The sequence below is a fragment of the Alteromonas aestuariivivens genome (genome assembly GCF_003367475.1).
GTDB lineage: Bacteria > Pseudomonadota > Gammaproteobacteria > Enterobacterales > Alteromonadaceae > Alteromonas > Alteromonas aestuariivivens.
This window is the reverse complement of sequence record NZ_QRHA01000012.1, coordinates 23,566-42,062: the sequence shown is the minus strand read 5'-3', so window position 1 is coordinate 42,062 and position 18,497 is coordinate 23,566. Positions and strand designations below refer to the sequence as shown.

At 52.3% G+C, this 18,497-nt stretch carries 20 protein-coding genes; 6 read left to right on the top strand and 14 right to left on the bottom strand.

The genetic code is table 11. The annotated features are described in order from the left end of the window. Nucleotides 1-3: 3 nt before the first annotated feature. Together DXV75_RS14725 and moaA are read right to left on the bottom strand one after the other, a co-directional pair. Nucleotides 4-543: a GNAT family N-acetyltransferase gene (locus DXV75_RS14725; protein ID WP_115594195.1), complete on the bottom strand. Its 540-nt coding sequence runs from the start codon at nt 541-543 to the stop codon at nt 4-6. Nucleotides 544-558: 15 nt separating this feature from the next. Next, nucleotides 559-1,527 carry a GTP 3',8-cyclase MoaA gene (gene moaA, locus DXV75_RS14720; RefSeq protein WP_115594194.1) on the bottom strand — a complete coding sequence of 323 codons (969 nt, stop codon included), beginning with the start codon at nt 1,525-1,527 and terminating at the stop codon, nt 559-561. A 313-nt stretch (nt 1,528-1,840) separates the two neighbouring features. Here moaA and DXV75_RS14715 point away from each other — a divergent pair, with 313 nt between their 5' ends. Next, the gene (locus DXV75_RS14715) at nt 1,841-3,640 is read left to right on the top strand and encodes an ABCB family ABC transporter ATP-binding protein/permease (protein WP_115594248.1); all 1,800 of its coding nucleotides are present in this window, start codon (nt 1,841-1,843) and stop codon (nt 3,638-3,640) included. Further along, on the top strand, nt 3,637-3,846 hold the full coding sequence (locus DXV75_RS14710; RefSeq protein ID WP_115594193.1) for a DUF3820 family protein: 210 nt from the start codon (nt 3,637-3,639) through the stop codon (nt 3,844-3,846). Before DXV75_RS14715 ends, DXV75_RS14710 begins: the two co-directional genes overlap by 4 nt. A 251-nt stretch (nt 3,847-4,097) precedes the next feature. On the opposite strand, the gene DXV75_RS14705 is transcribed toward DXV75_RS14710, so the two are convergent. Together DXV75_RS14705 and DXV75_RS14700 are read right to left on the bottom strand one after the other, a co-directional pair. Beyond that, nucleotides 4,098-4,433: a hypothetical protein gene (locus DXV75_RS14705; protein ID WP_115594192.1), complete on the bottom strand. Its 336-nt coding sequence runs from the start codon at nt 4,431-4,433 to the stop codon at nt 4,098-4,100. Between the two features lie 255 nt (nt 4,434-4,688). Further along, complete coding sequence (locus tag DXV75_RS14700) at nt 4,689-5,099, bottom strand: DUF3224 domain-containing protein (protein WP_115594191.1); 411 nt, start codon at nt 5,097-5,099, stop codon at nt 4,689-4,691. Between the two features lie 89 nt (nt 5,100-5,188). Between DXV75_RS14700 and DXV75_RS14695 the strand changes: the two genes are divergently transcribed. Beyond that, entirely contained in the window at nt 5,189-5,533 is a 345-nt protein-coding gene (locus DXV75_RS14695) for a hypothetical protein (RefSeq protein ID WP_115594190.1), read from the top strand. Here DXV75_RS14695 and DXV75_RS14690 read toward each other — a convergent pair. The 8 genes from DXV75_RS14690 to bioB all read right to left on the bottom strand — a co-directional run bounded on the left by DXV75_RS14690 (nt 5,530) and on the right by bioB (nt 13,417). Continuing rightward, nucleotides 5,530-6,873, bottom strand: coding sequence for a class II 3-deoxy-7-phosphoheptulonate synthase (locus tag DXV75_RS14690; RefSeq protein WP_115594189.1), 1,344 nt, complete (start codon nt 6,871-6,873; stop codon nt 5,530-5,532). The two genes, DXV75_RS14695 and DXV75_RS14690, sit on opposite strands and share 4 nt — an antisense overlap. 295 nt (nt 6,874-7,168) lie before the next feature. Continuing rightward, nucleotides 7,169-7,945 (bottom strand): ABC transporter ATP-binding protein, encoded by a 777-nt coding sequence (locus tag DXV75_RS14685; protein WP_181898443.1) that lies wholly within the window; start codon nt 7,943-7,945, stop codon nt 7,169-7,171. Next, nucleotides 7,942-8,901, bottom strand: a complete 960-nt coding sequence (locus DXV75_RS14680) for a FecCD family ABC transporter permease (protein ID WP_115594187.1) — start codon at nt 8,899-8,901, stop codon at nt 7,942-7,944. Before DXV75_RS14680 ends, DXV75_RS14685 begins: the two co-directional genes overlap by 4 nt. Continuing rightward, entirely contained in the window at nt 8,898-9,368 is a 471-nt protein-coding gene (locus tag DXV75_RS14675) for a low molecular weight protein-tyrosine-phosphatase (protein WP_115594186.1), read from the bottom strand. The genes DXV75_RS14680 and DXV75_RS14675 overlap by 4 nt, the downstream gene beginning before the upstream one ends. A gap of 285 nt (nt 9,369-9,653) precedes the next feature. Then, nucleotides 9,654-10,325: a dethiobiotin synthase gene (gene bioD / locus DXV75_RS14670; RefSeq protein ID WP_115594185.1), complete on the bottom strand. Its 672-nt coding sequence runs from the start codon at nt 10,323-10,325 to the stop codon at nt 9,654-9,656. A 4-nt stretch (nt 10,326-10,329) separates the two neighbouring features. Continuing rightward, entirely contained in the window at nt 10,330-11,133 is an 804-nt protein-coding gene (locus tag DXV75_RS14665) for a methyltransferase domain-containing protein (RefSeq protein WP_115594184.1), read from the bottom strand. Then, entirely contained in the window at nt 11,124-12,296 is a 1,173-nt protein-coding gene (bioF, locus tag DXV75_RS14660; protein WP_115594183.1) for an 8-amino-7-oxononanoate synthase, read from the bottom strand. The genes DXV75_RS14665 and bioF overlap by 10 nt, the downstream gene beginning before the upstream one ends. Beyond that, on the bottom strand, nt 12,296-13,417 hold the full coding sequence (gene bioB, locus DXV75_RS14655; RefSeq protein ID WP_115594182.1) for a biotin synthase BioB: 1,122 nt from the start codon (nt 13,415-13,417) through the stop codon (nt 12,296-12,298). Before bioB ends, bioF begins: the two co-directional genes overlap by 1 nt. 98 nt (nt 13,418-13,515) lie before the next feature. Between bioB and bioA the strand changes: the two genes are divergently transcribed. The 3 genes from bioA to DXV75_RS14640 all read left to right on the top strand — a co-directional run bounded on the left by bioA (nt 13,516) and on the right by DXV75_RS14640 (nt 15,850). Continuing rightward, entirely contained in the window at nt 13,516-14,784 is a 1,269-nt protein-coding gene (bioA, locus tag DXV75_RS14650; RefSeq protein WP_425451716.1) for an adenosylmethionine--8-amino-7-oxononanoate transaminase, read from the top strand. A gap of 48 nt (nt 14,785-14,832) precedes the next feature. After that, entirely contained in the window at nt 14,833-15,381 is a 549-nt protein-coding gene (locus tag DXV75_RS14645) for a DUF2937 family protein (protein ID WP_245953248.1), read from the top strand. 184 nt (nt 15,382-15,565) lie between these two features. Further along, nucleotides 15,566-15,850, top strand: coding sequence for a hypothetical protein (locus DXV75_RS14640; RefSeq protein WP_115594180.1), 285 nt, complete (start codon nt 15,566-15,568; stop codon nt 15,848-15,850). 5 nt (nt 15,851-15,855) lie between these two features. Here DXV75_RS14640 and DXV75_RS14635 read toward each other — a convergent pair whose 3' ends face one another. Both DXV75_RS14635 and DXV75_RS14630 read right to left on the bottom strand, forming a co-directional pair. Beyond that, nucleotides 15,856-16,974, bottom strand: a complete 1,119-nt coding sequence (locus tag DXV75_RS14635) for a GNAT family N-acetyltransferase/peptidase C39 family protein (protein ID WP_115594179.1) — start codon at nt 16,972-16,974, stop codon at nt 15,856-15,858. Next, nucleotides 16,971-18,458, bottom strand: coding sequence for a RimK family protein (locus DXV75_RS14630; RefSeq protein WP_115594178.1), 1,488 nt, complete (start codon nt 18,456-18,458; stop codon nt 16,971-16,973). Before DXV75_RS14630 ends, DXV75_RS14635 begins: the two co-directional genes overlap by 4 nt. Nucleotides 18,459-18,497: the final 39 nt, after the last annotated feature.

Below are 18,497 nucleotides of genomic sequence, written 5' to 3'. Positions count from 1 at the left end.
AGCTCACTGAAAATGCTGGGTATAAACCACAACCTGTTCATCAAAATGCGCATCCTGATAGTGCAGATGATGACTGAAGCTCATTCCCAGTTTTTCCATCACATTTATCGATGCACGGTTTTCAGGTAACGCAATAGCGGAAAACTGTTTAATACCAAGTTTAAGTTGCCCATCCCTGACCGCCGTTGCCGCTTCGGTGGCATACCCGTTCCCCCAACTTTCCCGATGAAATCGCCAGCCTAATTCAATGTTGCCCGGTTGTCGCTGAGAGGTGAAAAATCCCATGGGGCGAACCAGCACCCAACCGATGCCTTGATGAGGTGAGGCCTTTAAGGAAACCTTCCACATTCCCCACCCCAGATTTTCGTCGGCGTAAGCCTGTAGCCGCGGCAGGAACACCCCGTGAATGTCGGCCATGGAGGTTTTCTTACCACCAGTAATGTAGCGCATAACCGCTTCGTCCTGGTCCAGATGCCATAAAAAATCGGCGTCCTTTGCGGTTATAAACCGGTAACTGAGCCTTTGACTGCCGTTAATCTCCATGAGCCACTAACGGCTTTAACCGCCAAGCATGGCAAGATGCCGGGTAGCCCCTGTATTGCCTTCATTGAGGTGGTGAGTGGCGTGTTTGCTGGCCATAACTTCCTGCAGGAACCCTTTCAGCTCGGCAGGGTCCGACGACTGCAAAAACGGCCTGAGGCTAACACCCTGTTCGCTGAACAGGCACAAATGCAGATTTCCGTTGGCCGCTACCCGTAAACGGTTGCAGGATAAACAAAAATCTTTACTGTAAGGTAAAATCAGGCCAATCCGGCCAGCGTAGTCCGGGTGGGAAAATTCCTGGGCAGGCCCGGCATCCAGTTCACGGGGAAGAGGCTTCCAGCCCTGTTCCAGCAACTGGGTGCGCAGCGGTATGCCAGACAAATGCTGTTGCTTGAAAAAAGCTTCATGATCACCGGTTTGCATCAACTCAATGAAGCGTAATGTAACCGGAGTGTGTCGTATCCAATCCAGAAAGCGGCTTAAACGATGCTGAGAAAAATCTTTTAGCAACACGGTATTCACCTTGACCTTCATTCCCCCTTCAAGCGCCATGTCAATGCCCTTGAGAATATGCAGTAATTTATCCTGCCCGGTGATGGCGGCAAACTGCCGGGGATCGAGGCTGTCAATACTCACATTAATTTGGTCAAGCCCTGCTGCATGCCAGCTCGCAATATTCTGAGCAAGACGCCCACCGTGGGTGGTCATCGCCACTTTTTTAATGCCCGGGGTATGCCGGCAAATGTCGATAACCGAACTCAGATCACGGCGTAAACTGGGCTCGCCGCCGGTGATACGGATTTTTTGCGTGCCCAATTGTGCAAAGCCTGAAATTAAGGTGCGAATTTCTTCCAGATTAAGAAAATGCTCGTGGGAAGGCCCCTGATAGCCATCAGGTAAACAGTACTGGCATCTGAAGTTGCAGGCTTCAGTAATGGAAAGACGCAGGTAATAAAACTGGCGTCCGAAACGATCTTCTAACAAATGTGATCCCAAACAGAAGTTATCGACTGTACTACGGTCAGCTACCATGCCACAGAAAGCGTCAACTATAAACCCGGTAAAATCTTCCGCGAAACGGCTGGCTACTCCAGCAGCCCCGTTGTATATAAGTAAAGCTTGCCATAAAGGAATTGCGAGTTATTTTACAACCGGGTGTTCACCCAGTGTAAACCTGTCTCTCAGACTCAAACGTTTCAAGCTGGAACAATTTTACTCACAGGCATTTAACCGCGCCTCTCAATGGGTTACCTTTACTGGCCTTTTTCTGTCAATTCTTGATGCACGTGAGCCAACTATGCGCCGAAGTCACTCTGTAGTATCTCCTGACACACCGGTGCGCTGGTCGGTTTTCTGGCAATTGTGGCCCTATCTGCTTGAATTTAAAAACCGCGTACTTCTGGCGCTGCTGTGTCTGATAGCGGCAAAGCTCGCCAGTGTAGCACTGCCCTACGTGCTCAAATACACCGTCGACAGCCTCAATGCTCAGAACGTATCAGAAACCATGATGGCCGTACCAATAGCGCTGATTGTGGCCTATGGTGTCCTTCGCTTATTCAATGTCATTCTGGGAGAAATACGCGACACCCTGTTCGGGCGGGTTACCGAGCGCGCCATGCGCCGCCTGGGGCTGAGAGTATTCGAACATCTGCATCGCCTCGACCTGTCCTTTCACCTGAGCCGCCAGACCGGAGGCCTGTCACGGGATATTGAACGGGGCACCAGCGGCATCAGTTTTCTGATGCGATTTCTGGTGTTCAACATTGGCCCCACCCTGTTTGAAATTGCACTGGTTGTGGGCATATTGCTGGTGCAGTTTGGCTGGAGTTTCGCGCTTATCATAATGGTTTCGGTGGTTCTTTATGTGTACTTTTCCATTCAGGCCACCCATTGGCGAACCCGCTTTGTGCACGCCATGAACCAGGCCGATTCCAATACCAATACCCGCGCCATAGACAGCCTGCTGAACTACGAAACAGTGAAATACTTCAACAACGAAGACTACGAATTTGAACGTTACGATGAGGACTTGGCCAACTGGGAACGGGCCCGGCGTAAAAATCGTCTTTCACTGTTTGCGCTCAATGGCGGCCAGGCACTGATCATTGCCAGCGCAATGACCGCCATGATGGCCAACGCAGCCTATGGGGTGAGTGAAGGTCGCATGACCATTGGTGATTTTGTGCTGATTAACGCCTTCACCATGCAGATATTTATTCCGCTTAACTTTTTGGGCTTTGTGTACCGGGAGATACGCGGGTCGCTGGCCAACATCGACAACCTGTTTGCACTGCTGGATAAAGTACCCAAAGTCCTGGACCTGCAAGACGCACCGGCGCTACAGCTAACTTCGGGGCATATACGCTTTGAAGATGTCAGCTTTCACTACCACTCCGACAGACCCATACTGCAAAATGTGAGTTTTGACATTCAGCCCGGCCACAAAGTGGCGGTGGTCGGCCCCAGCGGTGCAGGTAAATCCACTCTGGTTAAACTGCTGTTCCGGTTTTACGACCCGAATGAAGGGCGCATTACCATTGACGGCCAGGATATCCGCCAGGTCGGACAGTCTTCCCTGCGCGCAAATATGGCTATTGTGCCGCAGGACACGGTGCTGTTCAACGATACCATTTTGGAAAACATCCGTTACGGTCGCCCGGATGCCACCGACAATGAAGTTCAGCGGGTGATAGAACTGGCCCACCTCAGCGACTTCATCAGCCAGCTCCCCAGCAAAGAACGGACCCAGGTGGGAGAGCGCGGCTTGAAGCTGTCCGGTGGCGAAAAGCAGCGGGTGGCCATCGCCCGGGCCTTACTCAAAAACCCCAGAATACTGGTATTTGACGAAGCCACGTCGTCACTCGACAGCCATTCTGAACAGCTGATTCTGCAGGCCATGCAAAGCCTCGAAAAAGGCCACACTCGTATGGTGATAGCCCATCGGTTGTCCACCATTGTGGATGCCGACAACATTATTGTGATGCAACAGGGGCAAATTGCCGAGCAAGGCACCCATCAAGAGCTTCTGAAACACGACGGTGTTTACGCCCATCTGTGGCGCAGCCAGCAAAAGCAACATCCGCAGGACAACCCATGAATCCCGAAGCAATAAAATCGGCTGTCAATCAAACCATGCCATTTGGAAAATACGCTGGCCGAAAACTCTTACACCTGCCCGAACCCTATCTGGTGTGGTTCCACCAACAAGGTTTTCCGCCCGGAAAGCTCGGTGAGCAACTGGCGCTTATCTACGAAATTAAACTTAACGGTTTGGAATCGGTGGTAGCCCCGCTACTGGAGTAGAAAGGGTGACCTGAATGGGCCCACCGCCGTCCGATTGATTCAGTTTCGAACTGATACAATTATGGGTAAAGGTTGTTATGTTCTGGCATGTATACCCAGGAAAACCGTTGCTTCCTGGCGTTGCACCAAGTCCTTGTGATTAACTGACATCCCACAAAAATGGATTGATATTTTTACTTGAGGGAAAATCCATTCAAGTTGCTTTCGCGCCAGCCGCAAACAAGTAATTACTTTCGTTATTAAAGACTGATTCAGTTGCGTATTTCTGCTTTTAGAGTCAACAGCGTTGCCTGGTATAACTGCTCTTCCTCAGGCACATAGGTCGACTCGGCTGCTTGTTGCATGAAATCCAACGCCCGCTGAAGTTCGCCAGTCAGGTAGTAGGTTTTGGCCAACCCCTGGTAACCTCGAGCCAGGTAGGGGCCGTGTCTATGGCTTTGCGATAATACTTTCGGGCAATCACAATTTTTGTTGGAAACTAGAATGGCTGAAAACAAGGCGTCGGTGACGTAGTTTGGCAATCCAAATAAATCGGCGACAACGCGGTTACAAGCTACTAAAGCAGCAACCTGAAGTGCTGTGGCCATTATTGGACTATACTGCCCACAAATTCACTCATTTAGGCCCAACTAAACCTCACTCATTTGCGATTGTCTGGCCCAATGATGACCGACTGCATAAACAATGCACAAAGATAAACACGCCCAAGGGAATAACAAGATCCTGCAACGACCGATAATTGCTGATGGCTAAAGTTTCAATCAAACTAAAGTGCCTATACAGATTCGCGTCAGCGTAGCTGAGCGAACAACGAGTTCAATCTGCAGACGCAATACAGAATTTCAAATCCAGGCCGATTCATCGGGCAAGCTTACGTCGAAAGTATAAAAGTGCTGACCGCCTTCAATCTCAATCGACATCTTGCCTCTCAAACCCGTTAATTCATCGGTACCGGAATCCGGCACCACTTCAAGACTCAAAGCCTGCGCGCCCTTGTCCATCACTCCACTGTGTTGTAAAACAAAACTGCCGTTTTTTCCCGCCAGTTTGCCCTCAACCTGCTCTATCGCAACATATCCGGCCGAGCCTTGCGTAGTGGTCATTGCGCTGAGCATTTCGCCATGGCTATGGGCCTCAAGCTCACCGAAAAAGGTTTTATTAATTATCATGCGGCTTAATGTAACCCCGCCTTTTGCCTTCATCGCGGTTTCCGCCGGTTCCAGATTGACGCTAAACTGCCCGTGTATTCGCATAATGTGCTCCAAAATGTGATCTAATCACCCAACAACTGTATACTCATACAGTAACGTTAATTCATAATTGAAAGATTTACCAGTTCAACATGCTTAGCAGACCAAAACGCAACAAGCAGACCATCATTGACCGGCAGATACTGGCCCTGCATACCGCCATGGCTGACAAACTGCTTTCGCAACCGCAATTATTCGAACAGGTTCATCAGGTCCTGGTGCAACGTGCAGAAAACAAGTTGATCAGTTACGGCAGTTGGCTGATGTGGACAGGAATTTTGGAGCTGAAAAATGACCCCAGTGCATTTCGGGCGGCATTACTGGCAACGGACGAGCGCACCGCCAAGCTGCGCAGACGGACAATTCTGACGGGCATTCTTTCTGAACAGGAGCGAGAGGAAGTGCTGGCGACTTACATCGCCAGCGAATTACGTTAAGCGCTTCTCAGGTGGTCGGCGACCAGGAACGCCATTTCCAGTACCTGGTCCGCATTAAGACGCGGATCACACTGGGTCATGTAGGCCTCTTTGAGGTCGTCATCACTAATCTGATAAGCCCCTCCGGTGCACTCGGTCACGTGCTGACCGGTCATTTCGAGGTGGATACCACCCGCATGTGTACCCTCAGCTTCGTGGGCGGCAAAGAATTGGCGAATTTCACTGAGTATGGCGTCAAAGTTGCGAGTTTTAAATCCGCTGGATGCAGCAAACGTATTGCCGTGCATGGGGTCAGAGCTCCACACCACGTTGCGACCTTCCGCTTTAACCCGGCGTAGTAAACGTGGCAGATTCTGCTCCAGTTTGTCCGCACCCATACGGGTAATCAGCGTCAAGCGGCCCGGATCGTTGTCCGGGTTCAGCGCATCGATCAATTCAATCAGTTCATCTTCCTGCATCCCCGGGCCGACTTTCACACCCACAGGGTTGTGAATACCACGGAAAAACTCAACATGGGCATGGTCCAGCTGACGGGTACGCTCACCAATCCACACCATGTGAGCCGAACAGTTGTAGGGCTTACCGGTCAGAGTATCGACTCTGGTCAGAGCCTGCTCATAATTAAGCAGCAATGCCTCGTGGGACGTAAACAGGGACGTTTCATGCAGGGTTGCACTGTTACTTGAATTTATGCCGATCACATCCATAAATTCAAGCGTGTCCTGAATGCGACGGGACATATCCTGATAACGTTCTTTCAGCGGATTGTTCTCGACAAACGCCATGTTCCAGCGATTCACCTGATGCAAGTCGGCAAGCCCACCCTGTGCAAACGCTCTGAGCAAATTAAGCGTTGCCGCACTCTGGTGATAGGCATCCAGCAATCGATTTGGATCAGGGCGACGGGATTCGGCAGTAAACTCAAAACTGTTGATGATATCGCCCCGATAACTGGGCAGGGTAACACCTTCGATGGTTTCATAGTCTGACGAACGGGGCTTGGCATATTGACCAGCCATTCGGGCAACCTTGGTAACCGGGCAACGGCCGGCAAAGGTCAGAACAATGGCCATTTGCAACAACACTTTAAAAGTGTCGCGGATCTTGGGGGCATTAAATTCAGCAAAAGACTCGGCGCAATCTCCGCCCTGCAACAAAAAGCCTTTGCCTGAACAGACCTCACCGAGTTGCCGGCGAAGTTCACGGGTTTCAGCCGCAAAAACCAGCGGCGGATATTTACTTAATTTTGCTTCAACTTCAGCGAGTTGCTGCCTGTTTTCGTATTCAGGTTGCTGCAGGATCGGCTTCGATCTCCAGCTATCTGGTTGCCAATTATTCACGGGATCTCCTTAATCTCTGGATCGGTGAAAACATCCCACCGGTCGAACTGTCCTTTTGGGCCATTCAACACACAGTTAGACTACTCGGTATAACTGGAAGTAATGAAAATTTTGCCTCGCCGTACAGAGCATAGTTAACGAAAAATGTTTTAAAGCATTTACTCGCTGCAACATCTGCAAACTGCGCAAAACAAGCAAGCAGGAAAGTAACCGGGTTACTTTACAGAGGGTTCGAAATGAACACTCAAGACTGCGACATGAAATACCACAAAAGATCAGGTGTCTGTAGTCAAGCTTAACACAACTCTGGGTTAACAGTAGGATTGGCTACGAAAATTTGGACAGAATTTTGTAAATGACGGATTTCAAATTCACAGCCAAAAGTTGATGACAGGTTGCTGCTGGTCAGCACGGTGTCGGGAGTTCCGCTGGCAATCACACTTCCCTGTTTCATAAAGCACAACCAGTCTGCATAATTGGCGCTTATCTGAATGTCATGAGACGTCATCAACACTGTGTTACCCCGTTGAGCAAGACTCCTGAGCAATGTAACCAGTGCGTACTGATGGCGAATATCCAGCCCGCTTAATGGTTCGTCCAGCAGCACCAGCCCCTTACCGGGTTCGATCGCAGGCCACGCCTGCAACAGTGCCCGGCACAGATTCACCCGCTGTTGTTCTCCGCCTGACAACTGGCCGAGCTTACGCGGCAAAAGATGCAAAATTTCCAGTGCGTCTTCAAGGATCGCCGGAACCGCCTCGGTAACGTCACTGTTGCGATAGAAACCCAGCAACTCGGCAACGGTCAGGTCGAACACCGGTAATTCGTTTTGATGATGAAAACTGCGAAACCCTGCCAGCTCAGTCAGTTCAAACTGCTCGACAGGTATGTCATTTAGCAGAACCTGGCCCGAATCCGGTAACAGCAATCCCGCCAGAGAGGCCAGTAATGACGACTTCCCCGCACCATTCTCCCCCATAATGTGGCAACAGCGGGCCGCAGGGATTTCCACAGATACCCGGTTGAGCCGTGCCTCAAGGGTAAGAGCATGGGTGCGCAAGCATATGCTCATCGCCATTGCCCCCGATACAGCGCCAGCAAAAACAAGGGCCCGCCAATCGTTGCGGTGAGCATAGACACTGGCACTGTGACCATCTGCATACTCTCGGTGATCCAGACCACACAAAGCAGTACCCAGGAACCGGTAAGTGCGGCGGCAGGTAAAATAAACCGGTTGTCGTGCCCTGCACTCAGGCGTAAAAGATGTGGTACGAGCAGCCCCAGAAAAGCGATTGAACCCGCGACGGATACCGCCGCTCCGACGCCAATCGCACTGACCAGAAGACTGCGTTTGATCAGTTTATGTGGCTCCACACCTGCAGCAGCCGCTGCGGTTCGGCCGGCGTAGAGACTGTTGAGCTTGTTAGCCTGTAACAGCTGGTACACCACGGCACCCGCCATAATTGGGCCACTAATTCCGATCACCCACCAGTCAGACTGATACAGGCTCCCCATCAACCAGAAGGTCAGATTTCGCAGCGACTGAGCATCAGAAAACAAATACATCCATCCAATTAGTGCACCGGACACAGTAGAAACCGCAATTCCGGCGAGCACAACCGCTACCGTCATCCCCCTCAGACGCTGCGCTATCCTGTATATAATCCAGGTCGAAAATACTGCACCGGTGAAACACCCAACAGGCATAAAATAAAAACTTGCGTGCTGAAATTCCTGCGGCAACACCAGTAACAAAAAAGCGGCTACCAGACTGGCACCGCTGGTTATGCCAATAATACCAGGGTCGGCTAAAGGGTTGCGCAACACCACCTGAAGGGTACCGGCACTCACTGTCAGGGCTGCCCCTACCAGACACGCGGTAAGCACGAGAGGTATTTGTAACTGGGTAAAAATGTGCCAGCGAACTTGCGGGTCGGAGGCCTGAAACCAGTCGTTGGCTACAATCATCAGAACCAACCCGATGTTCATCACTGCCAGTACTGGCAGTAATCGAAATGGCTGGTTCATCCGTTCGACTTCAACCTGTCTAACAACCCTTCCGACGCCTGTTCAATCAGGTCGAGCACCAGTTCGAAGCCTTGGCGCCCGCCATAGTAGGGGTCAGGTACTTCCTCAAAATCGGTATCAGCAAAGTCCAGTAATAGCTGGATTTTAGAGTGAAACTGGGGATCGCTCATGCCTTTCAAGTCAGACAGATTGCTGTGATCCATAGCCAGCACATAGTCAAACCGCACAAAATCGGATTTATCTACCCGCCGACAACGTACGCCGTCAAAATTGTACCCCCTTGCCTGCCCGGCGGCCTGGGAACGCTTGTCCGGCGCTTTGCCTATGTGGTAACCGTGCGTACCGGCTGAATCTACTTCAACATCGACTCCAGCAGCCCGGGCCTTTTGACGAAACACCGCTTCTGCGGTAGGCGAGCGACAAATATTGCCCAGACAAACAAATAACACTGCAGGGGGGTGAGCCATAACCTAAATTCCTTGTTTCTCAAACACATCAAATCTTATTCAACAGTCCGTGTACCCCGCTCAAAAGCCGTGGCGAATAGCGCAGCCACAGCAATTCGGGTTCGGAGATATTTTTCTGATTGCACGCCTTTTCATACCAATGTATTCCCCGACAGAAACAGCGTTCCAATTCAAACATACCAAGCCGATTATTTTTGCATACTTGGGCACGCTTCGCGAGGATCTGTTCGTTCCACTGTTGCACTGCGCCTGGGATCACCCAGAAGAGGGTAAGCAGGTTAAACCCTAACTGAAGATGTCCGCCAGCTCTGACAGGCTTTCATACGCTTCACTCTGACGAAAACCAATCTCCGCCAGCATTGGGGCTGGCAACGCCGATTTAAGGGTAGCGAGGTTTTGCTGGTAATAAGGCATAGGTTCAGACAGCTGATTGGCTATCCAGCCTTTCAGGTGTAAACCGTCCGCCTGTATCGCCTCGGCGGTAAGCACCGCATGATTCAGGCAACCCAGTCGCATGCCTACTACCAGAATCACATCCAGTTCCAGCGCCTTTACCACACCAGAAAGGTAGCCTTCAGCCCCAATCGGCAGCCGCCACCCTCCGGCACCTTCCACCAGCAATACGTCGGGGCTGTAGCTCTGCAACCTATGGTAACCACTAATTATGCGGTCAGACGAGATGGGCCTGCCGCACTGCTCGGCGGCAATATGAGGGGCAATAGGAGGTTCAAATGCAATCGGATTGACTTCCTGCAAGGGTATTTCAATGCTGGCGGCCTGCTGCAGTGCCTGCGCGTCTTCGTTGACCAATTGCCCGTTCAAAAGCTCACAACCGGCCGATACCGGTTTATAACCCAGAGTACTCTTACCGGCTGCGTTGGCAGCCAGCAATAACCGGCGGGTCACATACGTTTTACCGACTTCAGTATCAGTACCGGTAATAAAAAAACTGTGCATGAAACTATTTTTCCAGAGTAAGGTGGCACACCCGATAGGTCAGAGGCAGGGGTTGAGATTGCGGCCATGCTGACCGGTAAGCCTGTTCGAGTTGATGCAAATCCCTGCGGGTAAGGCTGGCCCCTTGATTCGGACCGAGCTGAGTGGCTGCTCCGACGCGCTTGATGGACGCCAGCAACTGATAAATATCGGGCTGTTCATCCACATGGTCAACACACTCGGCAAATCGCAAACGAAAACCGGCTTGCTGAGCAAGGCAGCACCAGTGGTGATGACTGAAATGCCGGTTTGCACTGGCTGGCTGCCCCGCTTTTTTCCGTGCTTCATCCAGTTCAGCAAATGACCCGGCTACCATGATCGCCAAAACGGCCCGCCCCCCTTCTGGCAACACGCGGAAAAGTTCCCGCAGTACCTGCTGAGGCTGAGGGCACCATTGCAGCGCCATGGAAGAAAATACCTGTGCAAAGCTGCCGTCAGCAAAAGGCAGAGCCTGGGCGTCGGCCTGTACAAAACCAATGTGCGGGTATTGACGGCGGGCGTAGGCTACCATGCCTTCCGCCAGGTCCGCGCCAGTAACCTGGCGACCTTGTTCGAAAAGCTGATGGGTGTGTCTGCCTGTCCCGCTACCCAAATCCAGAACGGGCTCTCCCTGGGGTGAGGCCAAGCGAAGCATGGCCTTGCGGGCTATCTGCTCCTGAATGCCGGCGTACTGGTCATAATGACTGGCAAAACGGCTAAAGTTGCCCGCGATCTGAGCCCCGGGCTTAGGTCCGCTTTCTGGTAACGTCAAAGGCCTGGCTAATTGCATTGTGGGAGCGCCTCCCTAGCCAGAATGAGGCCATCCACCAACGCCTGTATGTCCCGTTCGGAATGCTGGGCTGACAGGGTAATACGCAATCTGTCGGTGTGCTTTGGAACGGTTGGGTAGCGTATAGCCGCAACCCATATACCGCGTTCCTTCAGGCCATTACTGAGTGCCAGAGCCTTGTGGGGATCACCCACAATCACCGGCTGAATGGCGCTCTGAGAGTCGGTTAACAGCAACCCGGCCTGATTGGCCAGGCTACGAAAATGGGCAATATTGGCCTGCAACTGCTGCCGCTCACTGCCGCTGGCTATAAGCCGCAGTGATGCCAGAGTGGCCACAGCCTGGGCCGGCGGCAACGCGGTGGAATAGATGTAATGCCTGGCATGGTTAACAAGATATTCTATGAGCTCTCGGCTACCGGCAACAAACGCCCCCGCAGTACCGATTGCCTTGCCGAAGGTGCCCATCAGCACAGGAACCTGTTGCTGGCTGAGGCCATAATGTTCTGCACTGCCCAGGCCGTTTTCACCAAGCACCCCAAAACCATGAGCGTCATCCAGCATCAGCCAGGCCTGCTGCTGTTCACACAAGGCGACCAGAGACTCAACCGGTGCAGCATCGCCATCCATGCTGAAAATGCCTTCCGAGGCCACCAGACAATCAGCATTCTGTATGCCCGCAAGCAACGATGCCAGGTGCGACATGTCGTTGTGCCTGAACCGCCTTAACTGGGCCTCGCAGGCCATGGCTCCGTCCAGAAATGATGCGTGCATCAGCTTGTCAGCCAGGATCAGGCCCGGCTCAGAAAACAGTGCCTGGCACACCGCCTGATTGGCCGAAAAACCCGAATTGAATAACAAGACAGCTTCCCGGTTCAGCCGTTCAGCCAGATACGTTTCCAGTGCCTGATGGGCCTGGCTGTACCCGGTAACCAATGGCGATGCCCCGCTGCCGCCGCCGTATGCCGCGAGCCCCTCAACCCAGGCTTGCAGAACTTCCGGTTGCTGGCGCATGCCAAGATAATCATTACTGGCGAAATTCAGATAGTGCTGCCCTTCGACACAAATAATGGCGTCTTTTTCATACTCCACCGTGCGGCGCTGTCGAAGATAACCGGCCTGGTGTTTCTGGTTCAGGCTTTGTGCCAAACGCTCAAAGCTCATTACGCCTCCACTGCACCACTGCGGCTGGTTTTAGTGGCGTCGTAGAACAAGTCTGCCGGGGCATTCTGCTGGGCATCCTGCTGGGCATCCTGCTGGGCAATCTCTTCTTCCAGTGCCTGGGTATGGGCTTCATCGGAATAATCCCGGGTACGTTCCGTATTGATGCCCAGCTTACGGAATAGCTGCACATCTTCATGGGTTTCCGGGTTAGAGGTAGTGAGCAACTTGCAGCCGTAAAAAATGGAATTGGCCCCGGCCATAAAACACAGCGCCTGCATTTGCTCATTCATGGCTTCACGACCGGCCGACAAACGCACGTGGGAGCGTGGCATCATTATGCGTGCTACGGCAATGGCACGGATGAACTCGAATGGCTCCAAATCGTCCACCTTGTCCAGCGGCGTACCTTTCACCTTAACCAGCATATTGATTGGCACACTCTGCGGGTGTTCTGGCAGGTTAGCCAGTTGCACCAGCAATTCGGCGCGGTCCCTGGCACTCTCGCCCATACCTACGATACCACCGGAACAGACATTCATGCCCGCGTCCCGCACATGCTGCAGAGTATTCAAACGGTCTTCGTAGGTACGGGTAGTAATAATGTCACCGTAGTATTCCGGTGAAGTGTCCAGGTTATGGTTGTAGTAATCCAGCCCCGCCTGCTTGAGGGCCAGGGCCTGATCGCGGGTCAGCATACCCAGCGTCATGCAGGTTTCCAGACCGAGCTTCTTCACTTCAGCAACCATCTTGGTCACATAGGGCATATCCCGTTCTTTTGGGTTACGCCAGGCCGCGCCCATGCAAAAGCGTGTAGAACCGGTAGCTTTGGCTTCCCGGGCCCGCTCCAGCACCTTCTCAATTTCCAGCAACCGTTCTTTTTCCAGCCCGGTGTCGTACCTTGCACTTTGCGGGCAGTATTTGCAATCTTCAGGACAAGCGCCGGTTTTGATCGAAAGTAAAGTGCTGACCTGAACTTCATTTGGGTTGAAATGCTGCCGATGAATGGTTTGTGCCTGGAACAACAGGTCGTTGAACGGAAGCGCAAACAGGGCTTCTACTTCTGCGCGTTGCCAGTTGTGGCGAATTGGGGCGTCAGTTTGAAACGAAGACGCTGTGGTCATGGCCTTTCCTTTACTATTGAATAATGCTGGCTTAGTCTATGCCGAGCAGAAGAGTTGTCAACTCTGACCAATTGCAAAGCTTTACCAGTGGTTACATTTTGAACAATATTGAATTTGATAAGCAACATATCTGGCATCCATACACCTCTGCGGTGTCTCCCCTGCCCTGTTACGAAGTCACCGGAGCCCAAGGAGTGCACCTCAAGTTGGCCAGTGGCGAACAGCTGATTGATGGCATGTCGAGCTGGTGGGCGGCCATTCATGGCTACAATCACCCCAAGTTGAACGCTGCGGCAAACGAACAGATAAGCAAGTTTTCCCATGTCATGTTCGGCGGCCTTACCCATCAACCCGCCATCGACCTGTGCAGAACATTGCTCGACATGGTCCCGGCCGGGCTTGAACGGGTATTTCTGGCCGATTCCGGCTCAGTGGCGGTCGAGGTGGCAATAAAAATGGCCCTGCAATATTGGGCCTGCCAGGGCCGACCCGAAAAGCACCGCATCATCACCCCCAGAAACGGCTACCACGGCGATACCTTCGCGGCAATGTCGGTGTGTGATCCGGTCAATGGTATGCACAGTTTGTTCGCCAATACACTCAAACAACAGTTGTTCGCCCCCGCCCCGCAAAGCCGTTTTGACCACACGTTCAGTGAAGACGACATTTTACCCTTGGAAGAACTGTTTGCCCGCCACCACCATGAACTGGCCGCGTTGATCATTGAACCCATTGTTCAGGGCGCTGGTGGTATGCGTATTTACCACCCTGAATACCTGCGCCGCTGCCGACAGCTGTGCGATACCTACGATGTGCTGCTGATTTGTGATGAGATTGCCACCGGCTTCGGGCGCACCGGCAAGCTGTTTGCCTGTGAACACGCCCACATCAGCCCGGATATTTTGTGCCTGGGCAAGGCACTGACCGGGGGTTACATGACACTTTCAGCGACGCTGTGCACGGAGGATGTAGCGCTGGGGGTTTGCCAGGGGCAACCCGGTGTATTCATGCATGGCCCGACCTACATGGGCAACCCCCTGGCCTGTGCAGTGGCCAGTGCCAGCCTTGGGCTGGTAAATCAAAATCACTGGCCGGCTCAGGTGGCGAAGATTGAAGCGCAGTTGAAAGCCTCATTGCCCAAATGTTTGCAGCTCCCCACTGTGGCTGACGTTCGTGTACTGGGCGCCATCGGCGTGGTGGAGACCCGTCAGCCAGTGGATGTGGCCAAGTTGCAGCGCCAGTTCGTCAAACTGGGAGTCTGGATCCGGCCGTTCGGCAAGCTGGTATACATTATGCCGCCATACGTGATTGAACCTGAGCAACTGGAAAGGCTTACGGATGCCATCTATCAGGTACTTACACCTTAACTTGCCAGTTCAGAATGCTGAACTGCCGGGCCAGCAATAGGAGTCGTCATGGGTCTGATCGTTCGGATTATCGATAAAATCGGTTTTGCGGTATTACTGTTGCTGGCACTGCAAATTCCCATACTGGCGGACCATTACCGTCAATATCTAAGCGGTTATTATGATGCCACTGCCAGGCAGGTTGCCGAATACCAATCGATGGCTGATGAATTCGGTTACCCTACGGTAACGGAAATGATCAACGCACTGGAGCGCAACTCCAGCCCCATTGTGCAAAAAGATGCTCAATACAAATTGCGCACGCTGGCTGAGCACCGTCAGCTGGAGTCAGGCTTGTCCACATTAAAAAACGGGCATTACTTCCAGCAAGCCTGGTACATGCTGGCGCCAAAGCAACGAGCAACTCTTGCCCGTGTACTGGAAAATTTTTCGCCCTCGGTTCCTCTTACCCCTTCAGCGATAGTGTACAGCCTGATAACCGCCATCCTGGCCAATTTGCTGCTGTGGACACCATTCTGGCTGTTTCGCACTGGCAAGGCCATTCACGCCCGCCGGCAGCATAAAAAACAGTTGCAGGGGCTGTTAAACCGGGTCTGAATCACCGGCGTACAAGAGAAACAACGTAGCAAAATTTTATGGACCGCGCCGTTTAGGTATCGTAATTGCTACCTATACTCTTAATTGTGCACCTTTTGATCAATCTTTCTGGACTACACTTTTTTTGTCCCCTGATTTAAAAGGCATTTTTTAGGTAAATCTCGCAGTGAGTGAAGGTGTTAGGATGTCAAACAATAATACGTTACTGATGGGCCAGGTGTTGCAAATAAGAGACAAACTTTTGGCCAAAAGGCACATTGTGCCTTCTTCACTGAAAAGTGAATGGCAAACCCTTATTGAACGAACGGCTACTTTTGACCCGTCGTTCACGGTCAACCATGCCATAAAGGGTAGAGCCTGCACCAAGCCCGCGATGTTCACGGGCAGTGCCAACGAACTGATGAAACTGGTCAGTTCGTTAAAAGAAATGGAAATAAAACTTGCAGCTGGCAGCCGCAACCACCACTGACATGTTCAGCTGTACAAAGCGACCGCAGCACGAATTTTACGTTTGCCATAATTGGCCAAACGCTGAAAGTCGTCCCGGGCTACCGGGATGTGCTGATACTCAACCGGCGGGCTTTCCGCCAGTTCCGGGTCAGGATCGTGCAGATAAAGGCAGTGAGCGTCAGCCCCGGTAATGGCAACCCAATGCGGTGCCTTGCGCCTGTCAAAAGCGTAAGTACTGATTAGGCAGATCACTGCCGCGCCCTGTTGCAGCGCCTGCTCCAGACGATCCACTTTCCAGTCTTCCTCCACAATGCGAACGCCCTGGGTTTGCGCCTCCTGCGCAAACTGATTTTCAACCGCACCCAATACTGACTTTTTGTGCGCGGCCCGCACACCATCAAGAAACAATGGCACTGGCTGATTCAGCCAAACTTCAGCGTTGAAACCCGCGTCTTTGGCAGCCAGGGCCAGCCCAATTGGATGACACCCACCGTGGCCGGACGTCATAAAGATAGTGGTTGCCCGCCGCCAGATAGCCAGCTCATTGAGCTGATTCATGGAATACTGAGGTTTCAGGGCAGTCATCGCCATCATCAGTGCCGCAGGCCCACAGGTAAACTCTGTAGTTTGACGGTACCAGGGGTAAACATCCTGACGCAGAGTGTCGGAAGAAAAACTCAGTACTTTCTGCATACGCAATGCGTTGGATTTGTCCTCGTAGTATTCGAGGTACATGCCAAACGGTGAGAACCCCAAACGCTCGTAAAGCCGGATTGCGGCAGCGTTACCTTGTGCAACTTCCAGGCGCATTACCCGCTTGCCTCGAGCCAGCGCACGACCTTCCAGTTCACGAAGCAGGTTTTCAGCAATCCCCATACCCCGGCGCTCCGGGTCCACCGCAATGGAGTATAAACGGGTTAACAGCGTGCCCCGGCGTGAAAGCAGCAGGCCGTAGCCAACCAGCTCATCCGCGATACAGGCAACCACCAGCTCCGCATGACCGGCATCGACATAGTATCGAAACCGGCGTTTACTGAGCCTGTCGGAGTTAAAACAGCGTTGTTCCAGCGCGTTCAGCGCGGACACATCATCCAGGCAGGCGATACGAAGCACCGCACTCCCGGAAAAAGGTGACGGTTTCATCGTCCGCGCAACTCCAGACGATCAGCAAATTCCTGCATAATCAACTGATACAATTCCTTGCCCAAGTATTCATCTTCAACACCACTTTCGATGCTGGGGTTGTCGTTGACCTCTATCACATAAACCTTATTGCCAGACTGTTTGATATCCACACCATAAAGCCCGTTACCCACCACTTTTGCGGCTTTAACTGCTGCATGCAGTACCGGACGCGGCACTTCGAAAGTGGGCAGGGTTTTGAAGTCACCTGAACTGAACCCGTCACCTTCGTGGTGGTATATTTGCCAGTGATTACGCGCCATAAAGTACTGGCAGGCATAAATCGGCTTGCCTCCCAGCACGCCAATTCGCCAGTCGTATTCGGTATAGACGTATTCCTGAACCAGCACCAACGCGGAGGCACTGAGCATGTCCGTAAGTCTGACCTGCAAATCTTCAATCGTTTCCACTTTGAACACACCTCGGGAGAACGAACTCTCCGGCAGTTTGAGCACCAGTGGCAAACCGAGTTCGTCAACCAGTTGCTGACAGACACTGGACTCTGCGCTGGACACCATCTGGCTTTTCGGCGCAGGCACCTTCTGATAGGTAAAGGCATCCTGCAAAAATACCTTGTTGCAGCAACGCAAAATGGACTGGGTATCATCCATCACCACCAGCCCTTCCCGTTCCGCTGCCCTCGCAAGACGGTAGGTATGATGGTCTATTGCGGTGGTTTCACGGATGAACAGGGCATCAAAATGCCCGACATCGTCGGCGGTCAGCTCACTGAGTACCTGAGCACTGATACCAACCTTTTCTGCCGCCTTGACAAAATTCCGAATGGCTTTGTCATCACTCGGTGGAGTGGCTTCATGGGGATTAACCAGTATCGCCATATCCCAGCGAGTGCGCTTGCTCTGTCGGGCCTGGGTCCAGTGGCTTTGGGTAAACCCCTGCAGGTGCGTTACACAATCTGCTCGCAGCTCTACCGGCAACTGGGCATAGCCAATCGCTTCACATTCCACGTAACCCATTTTATGTCCGGATTTCGATACGGCTTCCGCACCATACTCGGCACCAATGTGCAAAGTCACCCTCATTATCGGGCACGGATAGTGCCGGAAAGCCATACTGGCAATCGGCATAAGCGCGGGCTCACGGGTTTGTCCAAACAGCACATAAAAGGTTTGCGACGGGTTCTTTTGCTCCGGCCAGCGAAAAGTTTTCGGCAACGGAATGCGTGCCCGCTCACCTTTTTCAGACGCTCTGAGATCATTGATAACATTGACGCTGGGCAATACTTTGTGTTTACGCGCCTGCGCCAGCAACGAGCAATAGTACCCCTGACTCAGGTACTTACCTGTATCACAGAGGTTAATGACCCGTGTTTTGGGTTCATTCAGCTTAGGGAAATCGGCAAGATACTGCTCAAACGTAAGTACCTGTAAATCGGTATCAACGTGCAGTTGCGTGTCGTCTGTAACAATTAAAGTTCTGTGCATTTAAAAAGGCTTCTATAAAACCAAGGGTAAGATACAATT

Excerpts from the sequence above, each read along its gene's own strand:
- DXV75_RS14680 (WP_115594187.1), bottom strand. The coding sequence starts at position 8,901 with ATGAACCAGCCATTTCGATTACTGCCAGTACTGGCAGTGATGAACATC.
- DXV75_RS14640 (WP_115594180.1), top strand. The coding sequence starts at position 15,566 with ATGTCAAACAATAATACGTTACTGATGGGCCAGGTGTTGCAAATAAGA.
- DXV75_RS14685 (WP_181898443.1), bottom strand. The coding sequence starts at position 7,945 with ATGAGCATATGCTTGCGCACCCATGCTCTTACCCTTGAGGCACGGCTC.
- bioD (WP_115594185.1), bottom strand. The coding sequence starts at position 10,325 with ATGCACAGTTTTTTTATTACCGGTACTGATACTGAAGTCGGTAAAACG.
- DXV75_RS14630 (WP_115594178.1), bottom strand. The coding sequence starts at position 18,458 with ATGCACAGAACTTTAATTGTTACAGACGACACGCAACTGCACGTTGAT.
- DXV75_RS14715 (WP_115594248.1), top strand. The coding sequence starts at position 1,841 with ATGCGCCGAAGTCACTCTGTAGTATCTCCTGACACACCGGTGCGCTGG.
- DXV75_RS14710 (WP_115594193.1), top strand. The coding sequence starts at position 3,637 with ATGAATCCCGAAGCAATAAAATCGGCTGTCAATCAAACCATGCCATTT.
- DXV75_RS14665 (WP_115594184.1), bottom strand. The coding sequence starts at position 11,133 with ATGCAATTAGCCAGGCCTTTGACGTTACCAGAAAGCGGACCTAAGCCC.
- bioB (WP_115594182.1), bottom strand. The coding sequence starts at position 13,417 with ATGACCACAGCGTCTTCGTTTCAAACTGACGCCCCAATTCGCCACAAC.
- DXV75_RS14700 (WP_115594191.1), bottom strand. The coding sequence starts at position 5,099 with ATGCGAATACACGGGCAGTTTAGCGTCAATCTGGAACCGGCGGAAACC.
- DXV75_RS14635 (WP_115594179.1), bottom strand. The coding sequence starts at position 16,974 with ATGAAACCGTCACCTTTTTCCGGGAGTGCGGTGCTTCGTATCGCCTGC.
- bioF (WP_115594183.1), bottom strand. The coding sequence starts at position 12,296 with ATGAGCTTTGAGCGTTTGGCACAAAGCCTGAACCAGAAACACCAGGCC.
- DXV75_RS14695 (WP_115594190.1), top strand. The coding sequence starts at position 5,189 with ATGCTTAGCAGACCAAAACGCAACAAGCAGACCATCATTGACCGGCAG.
- DXV75_RS14725 (WP_115594195.1), bottom strand. The coding sequence starts at position 543 with ATGGAGATTAACGGCAGTCAAAGGCTCAGTTACCGGTTTATAACCGCA.
- DXV75_RS14675 (WP_115594186.1), bottom strand. The coding sequence starts at position 9,368 with ATGGCTCACCCCCCTGCAGTGTTATTTGTTTGTCTGGGCAATATTTGT.
- DXV75_RS14645 (WP_245953248.1), top strand. The coding sequence starts at position 14,833 with ATGGGTCTGATCGTTCGGATTATCGATAAAATCGGTTTTGCGGTATTA.
- DXV75_RS14705 (WP_115594192.1), bottom strand. The coding sequence starts at position 4,433 with ATGGCCACAGCACTTCAGGTTGCTGCTTTAGTAGCTTGTAACCGCGTT.